At 44.8% G+C, this 16295-nt stretch carries 13 protein-coding genes; 6 read left to right on the top strand and 7 right to left on the bottom strand.

Annotation, left to right across the window (positions count from 1 at the left end):
* Positions 1–37: 37 nt before the first annotated feature.
* A complete protein-coding gene (locus V6M43_RS00120) occupies positions 38–994 on the top strand; it encodes a DMT family transporter (protein WP_332732013.1) in 957 nt (318 codons plus the stop codon).
* Here the strand turns inward: V6M43_RS00120 and frr are convergent.
* Together frr and V6M43_RS00110 are read right to left on the bottom strand one after the other, a co-directional pair.
* Positions 981–1544: a ribosome recycling factor gene (gene frr / locus V6M43_RS00115; protein ID WP_039135137.1), complete on the bottom strand. Its 564-nt coding sequence runs from the start codon at positions 1542–1544 to the stop codon at positions 981–983. The genes V6M43_RS00120 and frr overlap by 14 nt on opposite strands.
* 39 nt (positions 1545–1583) lie before the next feature.
* The gene (locus V6M43_RS00110; RefSeq protein ID WP_332732007.1) at positions 1584–2714 is read right to left on the bottom strand and encodes a glycosyltransferase family 4 protein; all 1131 of its coding nucleotides are present in this window, start codon (positions 2712–2714) and stop codon (positions 1584–1586) included.
* Positions 2715–2870: 156 nt separating this feature from the next.
* On the opposite strand from V6M43_RS00110, the gene V6M43_RS00105 reads away from it, so the two are divergent.
* Both V6M43_RS00105 and V6M43_RS00100 read left to right on the top strand, forming a co-directional pair.
* A complete protein-coding gene (locus V6M43_RS00105; protein ID WP_332732005.1) occupies positions 2871–3710 on the top strand; it encodes a transketolase in 840 nt (279 codons plus the stop codon).
* A gap of 100 nt (positions 3711–3810) precedes the next feature.
* On the top strand, positions 3811–4176 hold the full coding sequence (locus V6M43_RS00100) for a four helix bundle protein (protein ID WP_332732004.1): 366 nt from the start codon (positions 3811–3813) through the stop codon (positions 4174–4176).
* Here V6M43_RS00100 and V6M43_RS00095 read toward each other — a convergent pair.
* Genes V6M43_RS00095 through rbfA form a run of 3 tightly spaced genes read right to left on the bottom strand, consistent with a single transcriptional unit; the run spans position 4173 to position 5971 of the window.
* Positions 4173–4316, bottom strand: coding sequence for a hypothetical protein (locus V6M43_RS00095; protein ID WP_332732003.1), 144 nt, complete (start codon positions 4314–4316; stop codon positions 4173–4175). The genes V6M43_RS00100 and V6M43_RS00095 overlap by 4 nt on opposite strands.
* Before the next feature lies 1 nt (position 4317).
* On the bottom strand, positions 4318–5541 hold the full coding sequence (locus V6M43_RS00090) for an FtsX-like permease family protein (RefSeq protein WP_332732002.1): 1224 nt from the start codon (positions 5539–5541) through the stop codon (positions 4318–4320).
* 16 nt (positions 5542–5557) lie between these two features.
* The gene (rbfA, locus tag V6M43_RS00085; protein WP_332732000.1) at positions 5558–5971 is read right to left on the bottom strand and encodes a 30S ribosome-binding factor RbfA; all 414 of its coding nucleotides are present in this window, start codon (positions 5969–5971) and stop codon (positions 5558–5560) included.
* Positions 5972–6084: 113 nt separating this feature from the next.
* Between rbfA and V6M43_RS00080 the strand changes: the two genes are divergently transcribed.
* The 3 genes from V6M43_RS00080 (at position 6085) to V6M43_RS00070 (ending at position 12774) form a co-directional block, all read left to right on the top strand.
* On the top strand, positions 6085–7905 hold the full coding sequence (locus tag V6M43_RS00080; protein ID WP_332731999.1) for an ABC transporter ATP-binding protein: 1821 nt from the start codon (positions 6085–6087) through the stop codon (positions 7903–7905).
* Between the two features lie 36 nt (positions 7906–7941).
* A complete protein-coding gene (locus V6M43_RS00075) occupies positions 7942–10068 on the top strand; it encodes a S9 family peptidase (RefSeq protein ID WP_332731998.1) in 2127 nt (708 codons plus the stop codon).
* Positions 10069–10191: 123 nt separating this feature from the next.
* A complete protein-coding gene (locus V6M43_RS00070; protein WP_332731997.1) occupies positions 10192–12774 on the top strand; it encodes a penicillin acylase family protein in 2583 nt (860 codons plus the stop codon).
* A 9-nt stretch (positions 12775–12783) separates the two neighbouring features.
* On the opposite strand, the gene V6M43_RS00065 is transcribed toward V6M43_RS00070, so the two are convergent.
* Together V6M43_RS00065 and V6M43_RS00060 are read right to left on the bottom strand one after the other, a co-directional pair.
* On the bottom strand, positions 12784–13956 hold the full coding sequence (locus V6M43_RS00065; protein ID WP_332731996.1) for a PorP/SprF family type IX secretion system membrane protein: 1173 nt from the start codon (positions 13954–13956) through the stop codon (positions 12784–12786).
* Positions 13957–13965: 9 nt separating this feature from the next.
* A partial coding sequence (locus V6M43_RS00060) for a T9SS type B sorting domain-containing protein (RefSeq protein WP_332731995.1) occupies positions 13966–16295 on the bottom strand: 2330 nt, incomplete at its 5' end.

The following is a 16295-nucleotide window of genomic DNA, read 5'->3' as shown; positions in this document are numbered from 1 at the left end:
TTTTTCCACACAGGTGCATATCATCAATTTAGCAGTTATGCATGCAAATTCAAAATTGGTGAACTGGCTGCTATTTTCTTTGCTTTCCATTATATGGGGTAGTTCATTCATTCTTATGAAGGCCGGGATGACCGCCCTTAGCGCCTACCAGGTAGCGGCAATCAGAATGCTTAGTGCCGGATTAGTATTACTCCCTATAGTTATAAGGCAATTCACACAACCATCATCCCCGAAGAAATCCCCGGCAGATTCACTTATATCACAATCTCTGGTTGAAAAATCTACACTTAGGAAAAAGATGGGATTGATCATTTTGTCTGGATTGCTCGGTAGTTTTTTTCCAGCATTCCTGTTCTGCATAGCAGAAACCAGGATCGATAGTTCCCTTGCCGGCATACTTAATGCCCTCACCCCTCTATTCACCATCATCCTTGGAGCTCTTTTCTTTCAACTGGAGGTTAATTTTCTAAAGATGAGTGGAGTAATAATAGGTTTCGTGGGACTTGTACTTCTATTCATTAGCGGAGGACATATAAATACTCAGGATATCGGCTATGCATCACTGGTACTTATCGCAACCATTCTTTATGGTCTAAACGTAAACATGGTTGGAAAACATCTAAAGGGCGTGGGTTCTGTTACCATTGCTGCATTTGCATTTGCATTCCTGATCCCTCCTTCGCTTGCTATTTTGTGGTACACAGGCTATTTTAAGCTTGCTCTATTTATGGAAAATGTTTTTCTTTCCACTGTTGCATCAGCAGTGCTGGGAATATTTGGAACTGCAATCGCATCCATACTTTTTTATATGCTTGTAAAAAGGGCAGGCACATTGTTTTCTTCCCTGGTTACCTACGGTATCCCCTTCGTGGCCATTGGCTGGGGATTGCTATATGGTGAAACCATCAGCTTCCTGCAGGTGATTTGCCTGGGTGTGATTCTTTCGGGAGTGTGGATGGTAAATAAGGGAAGCAGGCTAGTTAAACAGCCATGATCTCCTTCTCCTTGCTTGCCAGATGTTTCTCAACAAGTGAAATATGTTTGTCGGTAAGTTCCTGAACATCAGCTTCGGCATCTTTGGCGGCATCTTCGCTCAGTCCGTCCTTCTGTAATTTTTTAATATGCTCAATTGCTTCCCTGCGGATGCTGCGGATCGCTACCTTACTGTGTTCTCCTTCTCCGTTACAACGTTTTACAAGTTCCCGGCGTCGCTCTTCTGTCATGGGAGGAAGGAACATACGGATCATTACCCCATCATTCTGCGGGTTGATCCCAATATTTGAATTAATGATGGCTCTTTCGATCGGTTGCAGCATATTTCTTTCCCAGGGCTGCACTGTGATAGTTCGTGCATCGGTTGCTATAATATTAGCTACCTGGCTAATGGGAGTATTAGATCCATAATAATCAACGACGATACCATCCAGCATTTGAGGATTAGCCTTTCCGGCACGTATCTTAACTAATTCTGCCTCAAGGTGACTGATTGCTTTTTTCATGGAATCAGCGGCATCTTCCATGATCATTGATAACTCTTCTGTCATTGGTTTACGATTAATCGTGGCAAAACTAAGGAAATGCCTTTATTTCTGTTGTAAAACAGATTCTTCTGTAAGGGGAACGATCTTGGCCTTCCCGATTTTTCCATTCATCTCCGCCGACTGGGTAACGAAAAGCCTTGGACGACGCTGCCGGGCAATATACATAGCGCCAATAATGGTGAAGAAAATACCAAATAATAGACCCATCAACCAGTTATTTCCAATCTCATGGAAGGCAAATGCCAATCCAACCGTAATGGCGTTCAGGGCCAGGAGTATGATGGCAACGGAGCGGTGAGAGAACCCATTATCCAGAAAAAGATGGTGGATATGGTTTCTGTCGGGTGAAAATGGCGAGCGGCGCTGAAAAATGCGTATGGCGAATACCCTTAATGTATCGAGCAGGGGTACCATCAGGATTCCGAATCCTACTGCCGGGGCAGCGGCTATCGGTAAACTTATATCGGGAGTAGTGGCCACCGTAATGAATCTTATCACTAATATGGCATTTATCAGCCCGATCAGGAGTGAGCCGGTATCGCCCATGAAAATCCTGGCTGGCTGGAAATTGAAAATCAGGAAGGCTAATATGGAGCCGGCCATAGAAAATGCCATCACAGCCTCAGCAACATATCCCACACTTACAAAGTAGATTCCAAAAACACTGGAAGAGAGAAATCCAAGGCTTCCCGCCAATCCATCCACTCCATCAATCAGGTTAAAGGAATTGATTATGACTATAACTGTCAGATAAGTAAATACCAGGCTAAAAAGCTGGGGTAGTCCATGAATACCCAGCAAACCATGCATGCTATCGATCTGGATATTGCCGAAATAAATAACAATAAAAGCTGCCAGCACCTGGCCTATAAATTTCTTCACAGGAGATATAATTATTATATCATCCTTGAGTCCGAGGTAATAAATAACAAGGGAAGCGGCAAGAAAATACTGGAGTTCACGTCCTTGCTGGAAATCAGCAACTAACAAAGTAGAAAATGCGAATCCTGCGAAAATACCCAAACCGCCTAAAGCGGGTATCGGAGCCTGGTGAACCTTCCGCTCGTCGGGTAGATCATATAGTTTTTTCATGGCGGCAACCCTTATTATAACGGGTATCGCCAGAAATGAAATTGCAAAGGATAGAGTCAACGCAAGAATTACATCAAACATGAAAGCTTGTTTGTTGATTAGCAAAAATAGTCATCTAACTACAAACCACTATAAAAAATCGAGCCACATTTATATGAACGTTTTTCGTTTTGTTTTAGTTTCTGCTCTTGCTGAAAGAAGTAAATGGGTTAGATTTGCCGCACAAAATAACGGCATATGGCTAGTTTACAAGAGATTGCCTCGCAAATACGCAGAGATATCGTTAGAATGGTTCATGGGGTTGCCAGCGGGCATCCCGGCGGTTCCCTTGGATGTACGGAATACTTTACCGCACTGTTTTTTAAAGTAATGAAACACGATCCTGCATTCAATATGAATGGCACCAATGAAGACCTCTTTTTTCTCTCTAACGGCCATATATCACCTGTTTATTACTCCACCCTGGCACGTGCCGGGTACTTCGATATAAAGGAATTGGCAACTTTCCGCAAACTGAACAGCCGTCTTCAGGGGCACCCCGCAACGCATGAGCACCTGCCCGGAATCAGGATCGCATCAGGATCACTTGGCCAGGGAATGAGCGTTGCCATCGGCGCCGCGCTGAGCAAAAAACTGAACGGCGAAACAAGCACCACTGTTTTCTCCCTCCATGGTGATGGCGAACTCGATGAGGGCCAGAACTGGGAGGCCGCAATGTTTGCCGCCCACCATAAAGTGGATAATCTCATTTCTACCGTCGACTGGAATGGCCAGCAAATTGATGGTCCCACTTCCAAAGTAATGAACCTGGGTGCCCTCGATAAAAAGTTTGAAGCATTCGGCTGGCATGTGTTGGTCCTCGAAAACGGCAATGACGTAGATGCTGTTGTGGCTAAACTGGAAGAGGCAAAATCACTAACAGGAAAAGGAAAACCCATTGTAATTCTCATGAAAACAGAAATGGGAAAAGGCATCGATTTCATGGAAGGCAGTCACGAATGGCATGGCATCGCGCCCAATGATGAGCAACTCGCCAAAGCCCTTGCCCAGCAGGCAGAAACATTGGGGGACTACTAGTGGAGGGATGGAGAGATGGAGGGAGGGATGGAAGCAGCCAGCCAATATCGGTGATTTCACCCTATGGAGGCGGTGATTAATAATGGAGATTTGATCTGTCATGTTTTTAAATCTCAATCATCGCAGATTAGTTGGGTATTCTTATGCCAGATCATTAGTAAGTGAATGTTATGAATTATCTAACCGATTCCCTCTTCATGAAAAATATGGAATTACCGCTCAGATTCGGAGGGCGGCCGTATCAGTATATTTAAATATTGCGGAAGGAGCATCAAGAAAGTCTGATACTGAACGAAAACGCTATTTTGAAATCGCTCGAGGATCTGTAATGGAAATAGACGCAATACTTGATATTGCGAACGACAATGGATATTTGAAAGACTTAGACCTTACAGAAATGCAGGAAAAATTAGTTAGGTCATTCAAGTTGATCTCAGGTATGATTGCTTCTGATAATCTTTTTTAATTCCACCCCTCCACACCTCCATCCCTCCATCTCTCCATCCCTCCATCCCTCCATCCCTCCTCCATCCCTCCATCTCTCCATCCCTCCATCCCTCCATCCCTCCTCCATCCCTCCATCTCTCCATCTCTCCATCCCTCCAAATCAGCTCCTCAACTCCACCCTCTCCCCCGCCGCCTTCTTCGCCGGATACCAACTGGCCAGAAAAGCCACCACCACTACGGTTCCAAGCACAAGAAGAAAATCACGGGCAAGAAATTTGACGGGATAATAATCGATTACAAAACTTCCGCCCTGTAGCTCTACCAGCTTGAAAGTTACCTGTGCCCAGCATATTATAAATGCCACCAATGTTCCTGCAAGAGCACCCACTGTTGCCAGTAGAAAGCCCTCTGATATAAAGATCGATTGAATTCTGCCATCCGATGCACCCATAGCTTTTAGTACCTGGATATCTTTCTGCTTCTCCAGCACAAGCATCGTAAGTGATCCGATCATGGTGAAAGCCGCCACTACAAGTATTAAGGAAAGTACCCCATAAATCACCCATTTCTCCAGCTGCATTATACTGTAAAGACCCTGGTTCTGCTGGTAACGGGTCAATACTTTATACTCCTTTCCCAACAGACGGGTTATATCTTCCTGAACTTTCTCTTCCTCTCCATCAGCGCTTAAGGCTATCTCAACACCACCATATTCATCAGGTCCCAGGTTAAGCATTCGCTTCATGAAAGCAAGGTTTGTCAGCACGTATTTATTGTCGAAATCCTGCTGCACTGCAAAGGCACCGGAAGTATATAGATTATCGGCACTCAGCGATTGCATTGGGTCCGACACATTAAGATTTGCACCCTTTTTGGGTAGATAAACCGTCAGCGGCAGTAGTGCCCGGTCACTCCAAATGGCAAGTGCATTTTCAATGCCCACCCCCAGTACAGCAAATGGTTTGTTTTCATCCCCCAGCTCATATGCCCCAACTTTTACATTCTCCGCCATACTGGTAACCTGTGTGTAAGCTGAATCAACTCCCTTCAGGTAAACAATGGTCTGGGCTTCCCCATTTTGTAGCAAAGCCTTTTCCTCCATCACCAAAGAGTAAGATCTCACACCCGGGATAGAACCGAGGGTCCGTAGCTGTTCCGCCGATAATTGAATGGTCTTCCCTTTTACAGGAGTTACTTTTAGGTCAGTATAAAAAGTGGCATATAAACTTTTCACAAGGTCTTCAAAACCGTTGAAAACGCTGAGTACCACTATAAGAGAAGCCGTTCCCACTATAACAGCGGAAACACTAACCCAGGCAATGATATTAATGGCATTGGTTGACTTCTTACTCTTGAAATAACGCCAGGCGAAAAGAAAATTCACAGATGGTATTTAGGGTTTATGCTTGCTCGTCTTCTCCGCTCTTTTCCGATTGCTCAGGCTGGTGCAATGTTTGATCCTCCTCTTTTATTTTACGGAAAAGGCTCTCCATCTTATCAACCTGGTCTAGTGTCTCATCAAGATAGAACTGCATTTCAGGAATGCGCCGTACCTGGTGTTTGATGGATTGGGCCAGCTCCCGCTTGATTTCCCAGGCCCTGTCCTCAAGCTTTTTCATGGCAGCTTTTTTATCATTCACCTTGAAAAGGCTGATATAGATACGTGATTCCAATAAATCAGGGGTCATTTTTACCGACGAGATAGATACCATTCCTCCATCTATCATGGTCAGGCCAAGGCGTTGAAAAATTCCATTCAATACTTCCTGAATCTCTCCTGCCACCTGCTTCTGCCTTTTCGACTCTTGTTGCATGACGCTTCTTTTGATTGCTGTAAAATTATGGATTATCCCCCATCTTTAACAGCTTCTAACTCGCCACTGCGGCGAAAAAGCGTAGGTTTGCTGCTTCTTATTACAAAACAGGAATGAAAAATTTCTCTCGAATCCTTAAATACCTGGGCGAAAAAAAAGGAAACATAATCCTTTATTTCATCTTTAACCTGCTTTCAATTCTTTTCTCATTGGCATCTCTCGCAATGCTGGCCCCATTTCTTCAACTGCTCTTCGGGAAAGAAAAACTTACTGATGTACAGCCAGTTTTCGAATGGTCGGCCACCGGACTCATGACCGCTCTTAAATTCCAGTTAAGCCGCCTGATCTCAGATAACGGTCCCGTTTATGCGCTTGCTGCCATCTGTATCACCATTATCATTTCCATATTTCTGAAGAATCTCTTCCTCTATATGGCCTATCGCGTACTGGCACCCATGCGGAATTACGTGATGACAAAACTGAGGGCTGAACTCTACTCAAAGATCCTCGTTTTACCCATCGGGTTTTTCACCGAACAGCGTAAGGGAGATATCATCAGCCGGATGAGTAACGATGTGAATGAAGTGGAATGGAGCGTTATGGCAGCTCTGGAAGCGCTTATCAAAGAACCACTTACAATTATCATTATTCTCGTATCCCTTATATTTTTAAGTCCAACTTTATCCCTCTTTCTCCTCGTGCTTTTACCTGCTACCGGTTTCATTATCGGACGCGTGAGCCGTACCCTGAAAAAACAATCCGGCACCGCCCAGGAACAGCAGGGACTCCTCTTAAGCGTTCTCGATGAAACCCTGGGTGGATTAAGAGTGATCAAAGCATTCAATGCAGAAAAGATACTCGGCAATAAATTTTTTGGGATTAACAAGAACCTGAACCATATCAGGAACATGATGAATTTCCGCCGCGACCTTGCCTCCCCGATGTCTGAATTCCTGGGCGTAATGGTGCTAACGGCTATTCTATGGTTTGGGGGAAGACTGGTACTCAATGGCTCAGCAGGCCTCGAAGCCGATGGCTTCATCACCTATATCGTTTTCTTTACCCAGATCATTAATCCAGCTAAGTCATTCTCAAATGCAATTTACAATGTACAACGGGGAAGCGCAGCCGTAGAACGGATCGAGGCCATCCTTACTGCACCGGTTAAAGTGGAGGATTCTCTCGGCGCTAAAGAGCTGAAAAGTTTTGAACGCAGTATAGAATTCCGCAATGTGTCGTTTGCATATGAGGATGCTATTATTCTCGATGATATAAACCTTGTGATAGAAAAAGGGAAAACAGTAGCCCTTGTTGGATCTTCCGGATCCGGAAAAAGTACCCTGGCCGACCTTGTGCCACGCTTTCATGATGTCACCAAAGGTGAACTGCTGATTGATGGGGTCAACATTAAAGAATATACGGTTCATAGTATCCGAGAACAGCTGAGTATAGTTACCCAGGAACCTATCTTATTCAATGATACTATCGCAGGAAATATAGCACTGGGAAGTCCCGATGCAGCGATCACAGAAATTGAACAGGCTGCAAGGGTTGCCAATGCACACAATTTCATTTCCCAGAAAGAAGAAGGTTATTCAACGAATATAGGTGACCGTGGGGGGAAACTCAGCGGTGGCGAAAGGCAGCGACTTACCATTGCACGAGCCTTGCTGAAAAATCCTCCCATACTTATTCTTGACGAAGCAACCTCTTCACTTGATACTGAAAGTGAGCGCCTTGTACAGGATGCTATTGATAATATGATGCAGCACCGTACAAGCATTGTAATCGCCCACCGCCTGAGTACCATCCGCCATGCAGATGAGATTATAGTACTACAGAAGGGAAAGATCGTTGAACGCGGCAACCATGAACAGCTTATCCACCAGAATGGTTTTTATAAGCGGTTAGTGGATATGCAGGAGGTTAAATAAATTTGGCCTAATCTTGACTAAACACAATAATCACACATGAGAAATTTCTTAATGCTTGCAGGGGCAGTGCTTTGCTTTGGAGTTTTACAAGCCCAGCAAAAATCCGTGACCTGGGAACAGGCCTTCAAAGCTGCGCCTACAAATCTTATGAAACCCCTCCCCACAATTGCGGGATGGGCAGATGCTAAACAATACATCGAATCAAGAAAAGACAAAACTGGTGTCGCGCAATTTGCTGTTGATGTAAAAACCGGAAACGCTGTTCCATATACTGGGAAAACTGTTTCTAAAGATATTGTACCCGATATTAAAATTGAAGGTGCACGTAACTTAACAGCATCTCCTGATGGAAAATTTGTCGCCTATACTAAAACAGACAACAACCTCTATATCACTGAACTCTCCTCAAAAAAAGAAACGAGAATAACTTCCGATGGCAATGATTCTCTCCTGAACGGATACGCATCATGGATCTACTATGAAGAAATTCTCGGCCGTGCAAGTCGCTACAAAGCTTTCTGGTGGAGCAAAGACGGAAAGCAGCTCGCATATATGCGATTTGACGAAAAAGGTATGCCCGTATTTCCTATTTATGTTGCTGACGGTGTTCATGGATCACTTGAAAAAAACCGTTACCCAAAACCAGGCGATAAAAACCCTGACGTTAAAATCGGCATCGTAAACATTGGCGCTATTGCTACAGGTGCAACCCCCACAACAGTTTGGGCCGACTTCAATGAGAAGGATGACCAGTATTTCGGCACCCCGGTTTGGGCTCCGAACGGACAGCTCTGGGTAAGCTGGATGAACCGCGGTCAGGACCAGCTTAAAGTGTATGGTGTTGATCTCGCAACAGGTTCTAAATCCCTTGTTTACGAAGAAAAGCAAGACACGTGGATCGATCTGGATGATACAGATCGTTTCGAGTTTCTTTCTTCAGGAAAAGGATTTATTCTTAAGAGTGATGCAACCGGATGGCGTCATCTCTATCTCCACGATATGAATGGTAAGCGCCTTGCTACACTTACTTCAGGCGATTACACAGTTGGTAACATATTTGAAGTTGATGAAAAAGCAAAGCGTATTTATTTCTCTGCGCGTAAAGAGAACAGTGCCCGCACCGACCTCTACAGTGTTGGTATGGATGGAAAAAATATGCAAAGGCATTCGTTCGGTGATTATAGTTTCACCAACATGATGCTTGCGCCCGATAAGAAATCATTCATAACAACATATTCCAATCTCACAACTCCTCAAACTACGGTTGTTGTTGATATGAAAGGAAAGATTCTCCGTGAAATCGGAAACGCAAAAGGTCCCGAGGCTTCTGCGTATACACTTCCTCGTAAGGAACTGAGACGTGTGAAATCTGCTGACGGATTATTTGATCTGCCAGTATTGATCACCTACCCTATCGGCTTTGATCCCGCGAAGAAATATCCGGTGATGGTTAATATTTATGGTGGACCTAATGCAGGCACCGTTTATGATACCTATCGCATGGGTGCAACCGATATCTGGTGGGCACAGGAAGGAATTATACAGGTAGCTATTGACAACCGCAGCAGTGGACATTTCGGCAAGAAGGGTATGAACTTTATCCATCGCCAGCTGGGTAAATATGAAATTGAGGATTACATGACAGCTGCAAAATGGTTGGGAACCCAGCCATGGGTTGATGCCAGTAAGATGGGTATTACCGGCGGTAGTTTTGGTGGATACCTTACCTGTATGGCCCTTACCTATGGAGCGGATGTATTCACACATGGAATTGCTAATGCCTCGGTAACAGATTGGGCACTCTATGACACCCATTATACAGAGCGTTTTATGGACACGCCGGCCGAGAATCCGGATGGTTACAAAAAAACCGCAGTGATGACCTATGCCGATAAACTCAAAGGCACACTTCGCATTGTTCATGGCACAACAGATGATAATGTTCATATGCAGAACAGTATCCAGCTGATCAACAGGTTGCAGGATCTTGGAAAGCAATTCGAGATGATGGTCTATCCAAATGAGCGTCACGGCATCGGTGCCAATGTTCGCGCTAAACGTGAGCACCTCACACGTGAATCTGTAAGCTTCATGTATAAATACCTGCTTAACAAGCCGGTGCCACCCCAGGTTTGGCAGAGTGTAGAGAAGAAAGCATTTTAATAGTTAACGAACCATTTCTGATCGGTCAGGTAGTTGCAAAATATTTGTAACTACCTGACCGATTTTTTTTCTGAAATTCAGGTCTCGATTGACTATTGCCTATTCCCTTCCACAATGCTGAACATGAAAAAACTGCTCTACGTATTGCTTGGCCTGGTAATTCTTCTGAGTGCCGGATTTTTCTGGATCAAACAGAAGCATTCTCCAACCTATTCCGGAGAATTGAAATTACCCGGACTTACTGCACCCGTTGACGTACGGTTCGACAATTTTGGTGTACCTCATATTGAGGCATCCTCTGCCGAAGATGCCTACCAGGCCCTGGGATATATTCATGCTATGGATAGGCTTTTCCAGATGGAAATGATGCGACGGGTAGGAACCGGTACACTTGCCGAATTACTTGGTCCCGGCCTCGTCAATATTGATAAATTTTTCCGCACCCTTGGTATCCCAGAACATGCCAAATGGAGCACTGAAACCTGGATAAGTAAGGAACAGATAGCCGATAGGGAGACGCTAATTAATAACAGCTCCTTATCGCCCGAACAGATACAGATGCGTAAAAGTGTTGAAGCATATATAACCGGTGTAAATGCATTTATAAAGGCAGGTAAACTTCCATTGGAATATACCCTTCTAGGTACTAAACCACGTGAATTCACTTTGAATGATATGCATGCTATCGTTGGCTATATGAGTTTCACATTTGCATCCGCACTCAAAACAGATCCACTTGTCACTAAGATCGAAAGGCAACTCGGATCTGCCTACCTAAATGCTCTGTCAATCCACACTTCCCCCGAACATTTTAAAATCCCCGTTCATTATCCCTCTAGAAATCAAGTTGACCGTTCCATCCTAACTGATTCTTCCAATGGAATTAATAACTCCCACAGTACCGGAAATTCAGCAGGCATCATCAAGCAGAAAAACTATAATACGACAGCAGCAACCACGAAAAATTTTACTGACAGCGAACGCCTAACCTTTCATACTGATTATGAGAACACAGTATCCGGACTTTTAAAGAATTTACCCGTCCCTCCTTTCCTTGGAAGCAATGCCTGGGTGATTGCTCCTTCACGTACCGCTTCCGGAAAAGTATTGTTCAGCAACGATACCCATATCGGTTTTTCACAGCCCTCAGTATGGTATGAAGCCCATATTGAATATCCCGGTTTTAGCTTTTATGGCAACCACCTTGCGGGTGTACCCTTTGCTTTGGTTGGACATTCACGTCACCACAGTTATGGACTCACCATGTTCATCAATGATGACATGGATCTTTATGAAGAAAAAACAGATCCGGCTGATAGCACAAAACTATTATCCGGCGACAGCAGTATTGCCATTCGTGAAAGAATCGACACCATTCTCGTTAAAGATTCTGCTACTGTTTTCCTCAAAACTCGCGAAACACATCATGGACCGGTCATGAACGAGGTGATGCCTGAACTCGCAGAAATCACCAGCAATCCAGTGAGTTCATGGTGGGTCTATCTCCTTGAGCCAACCCAGGCCCTGGAAGCAACCTGGAAATTATCGCATGCTAAAACTATGCAGGATGTTGAGGCAGCAGCACGCCTTATTCATGCACCCGGACTCAATGTTATGTATGGAGATTCAACAGGAAATATTGCCTGGTGGGCCGCCGCAAAACTGCCCATCAGACCTTCACACGTTAACAGCAAAACCCTGCTCAACGGCTCTTCAGGCAATGATGATATTTTTGGCTGGTATCCCTTTGAGAACAATCCCATGAGCATCAATCCTTCATCCGGATTTGTAATAAGTGCTAACAACCAACCCGACACAATGAATAATGGGGTATTCTTTCCGGGGTACTATTATCCTGGCGATCGCTATGAAAGGATTCGTAAAACACTTAGTGCAAGATCAGACTGGTCGCAGGAAAATATTAAGGACCTGCAAACAGAAACAATAAATGAAAGACATCCGCAACACGCTGCTTATTTATTGGCTGCGGTTGATGCTGGCCGTTATATGAAATATAAACCGGCACTTGATTCATTGAAAAATTGGAAAGGCACACATGAATTGAATGATATCGCTCCCACCCTCTATTATAAATGGGTTTATCATGTATTGAAAGCCATGACAGAAGACGAGTTGGGGGAAGCATCTTTTAAAGGTTTACTGGAAACATTCCTGCTCAAACAAAGCCTTACGAAAATGCTTCGGGAAGAGAATCAACCATGGTGGGATAACAGTAATACTCCGGAAAAAGAAACCCGCACTATTATCATTAATAAAGCACTTGAAATCTCCCTTGAAGAACTCAGCGATCAGTATGGAAGGGATGCCTCAAAATGGTTCTGGAAAGAATCCATATTATCAGAACATCCTCATCCCCTTGGTGCGAAAAAACCACTTGACCTTATCTTCAATGTAAAAACTGATCCGCTGGAAGCAAATGGTGAAGGGGTTAACAAACTGGCCTTTACCATGAACGGTGAAGGAAAATATAAGGTCAGTAGCGGGCCTGCCCTACGCATCCTGCTCGACTTTTCAAATGTTGATGCGTCTGAATCCATATTACCCACCGGACAAAGTGGTAATATTTTCAGTCCGCATTATGATGACCAGGCAGCTCTTTTTGTTCAGGGAAAATACCGCCCTCAATTAATGAATAAAGGGGATATCGAAAAAACAGCAAAGTCAACACTTCGGTTAATACCTTAAGCTGAAACCCTACTTCCAGGGGGGACAGTAAATGATGCCACTATTCTTCCGTTTTATGTCTCGGAAAATAACAGACACTTCCCAGGTGCTTCTTTTGCCCGGGGAATCACGGAGTTTGGATATCAAAACATCTGAACTGAATCCGAATTGCATCTTTCCTTTGCTGAAACCAAGATAGGGAACAATGGCATTCTTACTCCAATACCAGATGCCTGCACTAACACTTGTATTGCTGGCTTCATCAACCACATAACCGAGTCCACCGCCTACTGAAAAATAGCTGGCGGTGGTTTGCCGCTGGTATACACCATTGGTTGTTAACACCAACCCGTTATTCAGGTTACGCTCATAATTTGCATGTACAACCCAACGTGTAGCAAGCCTTTCGTTATCATCTTCCAGGAAAGTTTGTCTTGGTTGGTTCAGATGGAATCCTGCCACACCAAAATCAAAATTAGCCCTGTCACCTCCTACCGAATACGTAAGTCCGGCACTTGATGACAAGTATGGTTTCATTGCTGAAAGAGAGAATTCACCAGTAGGAAGATTTACATCAAAACCACGCCCATTATATTGCTCTCCAAAAACTACGCGGGTCCAGTCCATTCTTTTATGACCATAGATCAGTCCCACTCCGGCTCCCAGATAATGGTTATTATTATACCCTTCGGCGATCTGTACATTGTAAGAAACATTTCCGGATCCATACACACTCTGCAATACACCACCCATTGTTCGGTCGTACATAAACATACCCCCCACAGAAAATCGCTGACCTTCTGGTAATGTCTCCACAAATAGTTTCCTGTCGTGTGATATGGTACCTGTAATATAAGGTGCAGTGGGACCGATCCACTGACTACGGAAGTTCATGATCACTCGCCAATCGCCATTGATATTTCCGGTAAGCGCGGGATTGATATTAAGTGGTGATGCCCAGAATTGGGAGAAGCTTGGATCCTGCGCACGGGCATTTGTTATGAATAAAATCAGTATAATAAGCAAAACCGATAACGGCTTTCTTTTCAATTGCCAACCTGCGCAATAATTATTAATTGCAACCTGCCCGAAATTTTCGTTTAAGCAATGCAGTGAGGATGAATGTATGGGCAGCATGATCACTCCTTCTTCCCCGGGAGGAGTGAATTGAATGCTGTTGTTTATACTATACATTTTACTCATTATTCAAATTTAACGCATCAATGCGGCTAGTCCGGTAAGCCTGAATATTTCACCATTTATACCCACGGCTTCAGCGGTCCATGTATATGTATCAATTGGCTGGATCTTGCCTTTATAGATACCATCCCATCCGGCACCGAGGGTTGATGTTTCGTAAACCAGTTCACCCCAGCGGTTGAAGACGCGGAACCAACGAAGCTCAATAATATTTATAGTGAATGGGAAGAGCCTGTCGTTTCTACCATCACCATTCGGTGTCCATACTGTTGGCACATAAATGGCAGGTTTCAGTCCCGGCTCTGTTGTATTCACTGGTTGTACCACCAGGGTATCAACCGTTACGCATCCTGCCTCAGAACGCATTTCGATCTTATACTCAACACGCTTGTCATAAGTAAATATTGGATCCAGAATATTGTAACGATTCAATCCCAAAGTTGGGGACCAGTTGAACATGTTATAATTAGGACCAATATTTCTTCCCTGAAGCTGCGTAGGTGTATTTGCTGTTGTAAATACAGGTGGCAGACGCACGCCGTCAATCGGGATAGTGATCCAGAGTTGGTGACTGATATTCTCTCCACTTACATCGTTGGTACAATTGCGGTCAGTTACGGATGTGATCGTATAAGTGGTGGTGGTACTTGGACCAACATTCAGGCGATAGGTATTGCCACCAACATTATTGATAGTTCGGCTCTGGCTGCCATCTGTATAAGTGAATGTCCATGGTCCCTGACCGGTGAAACGAACTATCAGGTCAGTGTTCAGACCCAGACAGAGAGAATCAGGTCCTTCAATGGTGATGGTTGGTAATGGGTTGATGACCACACGTACCGGTTGTATATCTTGACAACCATCAGCATTAAGGGCGCGAATAAAGTAAGTACCCGTACGACCTATCGCGCGTGGGTTGTTGAGAGCGTCGGTTGCATTCTCATTGAGCCAGTAAGTAAGTTCCAGGTTAGGATCGCTTCCCGCTGTGATGGCTGGTGAGGTTATATCAACAGTTGCCGGACTACATACTGGTGCCGGATCGGTGGTGCGCAATGTTGCACCCTGGAGTACCGATACCGTAACAGGCTGAATGATTTCACAACCATTTGCATTGGTCGCCTTTATATAATAAGTACCGGCCGCATTAATGCTGTTCGCATTGTTCAGCGGCTGTGATGCTGCAGCATCGCGCCAGTATGTGAATGTAAGTCCGGCATCGCTTCCAGCGGTGATTGCTGCAGCGGTGAGGTTCACATTCAATGGGGGACAAACAGCAGGTGGATCAGTGATCACCAGGTTTGGCTGGGCATTGATGGTAACGTTAACCGGCAGAACAATCTCACATCCCGCACCTGAAACAGCTTTAATATAATAAGTTCCCGGCACCGCTATGGCATTCGCATTTGCCAGAGTTTGTGTTGCATCGGCGTCAGTCCAGTAGCTTAAGGTCAGGTTAGGCTCACTGCCTGCAGTGATTGCCGCAGCAGTAAGGTCAACCGTATTCGGAGCACAGATTGCCGGATCATTGATCACAAGGTTCGGCTGATCGGTAATGGAAACTATAACCGCTGCAATTGTTTCACAACCATTAGCAGCAGTTGCTTTGATATAATAGGTTCCAGCTGAAACGGCAGTAGGATTCGGCAGACTTGTTGTTGCGCTGGCATTGGTCCAGTAGCTCAATGTGAGGTTTGGATCACTGCCAGCTGTGATGGCCGACGTTGTTATATCAACAGTGGCAGGAGCACAAACTGCTGGCGGATTCGTGATCACCAGGGTTGGTGCCAGCTGCTGCGCAATAGTTACATCCGTGGTAACGATACAATCATTGGCATCTCTCACGGTGATGGTATAAGAACCAGCCGCGAGGTTGTTGAATATATTGCTTGACTGGTAATTGGTGCCGCCATTAATGCTGTACTGGATCGGTGCCGTACCATTAGATGCCGTAACAGTGATAGTGCCACTGGCCTGATTACATTCAATAGTTGGTGCAGTAGCCACAGCAGTTAGTGTGCAGCAGATCTCCTGGGTGATGGTGACGGTTGTTTCTGAAGTACAGCCAATTGCATCACGTACTATTATACTATAGTTTCCAGCATTAAGGTCGGTGAATATGTTGCTTGATTGATAATTGGTGCCACCATTAATACTGTATTCATAAGGTGTGGATCCTCCCTCAGCAGTAATGGTGATAGTGCCCGTGTTAGAAGTACATGAAATTTCTGGTGCAAGTACACTAATGCTTACGTCATTCACCGTCAGGATCAGCGTCGCTACACTATCACAGCCGGAGGTCGAGGTCAGCGTCACCTCATAGGTGCCCGCCGCACTGTACTCGG

Origin of the sequence: Flavihumibacter sp., assembly GCF_036676075.1 — a bacterium.
Classification (GTDB): Bacteria; Bacteroidota; Bacteroidia; order Chitinophagales; family Chitinophagaceae; genus Flavihumibacter.
The sequence above is the reverse complement of the archived record's forward strand: the minus strand, read 5'-3'. Positions and strand labels throughout refer to the sequence as shown.

Bases quoted from the DNA above. Each gene is read 5' to 3' on its own strand.
- frr (WP_039135137.1), bottom strand. From the start codon at position 1,544: ATGACAGAAGAGTTATCAATGATCATGGAAGATGCCGCTGATTCCATG.
- V6M43_RS00065 (WP_332731996.1), bottom strand. From the start codon at position 13,956: ATGAGTAAAATGTATAGTATAAACAACAGCATTCAATTCACTCCTCCC.
- V6M43_RS00100 (WP_332732004.1), top strand. From the start codon at position 3,811: ATGTTTTTAAATCTCAATCATCGCAGATTAGTTGGGTATTCTTATGCC.
- V6M43_RS00110 (WP_332732007.1), bottom strand. From the start codon at position 2,714: ATGTTTGATGTAATTCTTGCGTTGACTCTATCCTTTGCAATTTCATTT.
- V6M43_RS00070 (WP_332731997.1), top strand. From the start codon at position 10,192: ATGAAAAAACTGCTCTACGTATTGCTTGGCCTGGTAATTCTTCTGAGT.
- V6M43_RS00105 (WP_332732005.1), top strand. From the start codon at position 2,871: ATGGCTAGTTTACAAGAGATTGCCTCGCAAATACGCAGAGATATCGTT.
- V6M43_RS00075 (WP_332731998.1), top strand. From the start codon at position 7,942: ATGAGAAATTTCTTAATGCTTGCAGGGGCAGTGCTTTGCTTTGGAGTT.
- V6M43_RS00080 (WP_332731999.1), top strand. From the start codon at position 6,085: ATGAAAAATTTCTCTCGAATCCTTAAATACCTGGGCGAAAAAAAAGGA.
- V6M43_RS00120 (WP_332732013.1), top strand. From the start codon at position 38: ATGCATGCAAATTCAAAATTGGTGAACTGGCTGCTATTTTCTTTGCTT.
- rbfA (WP_332732000.1), bottom strand. From the start codon at position 5,971: ATGCAACAAGAGTCGAAAAGGCAGAAGCAGGTGGCAGGAGAGATTCAG.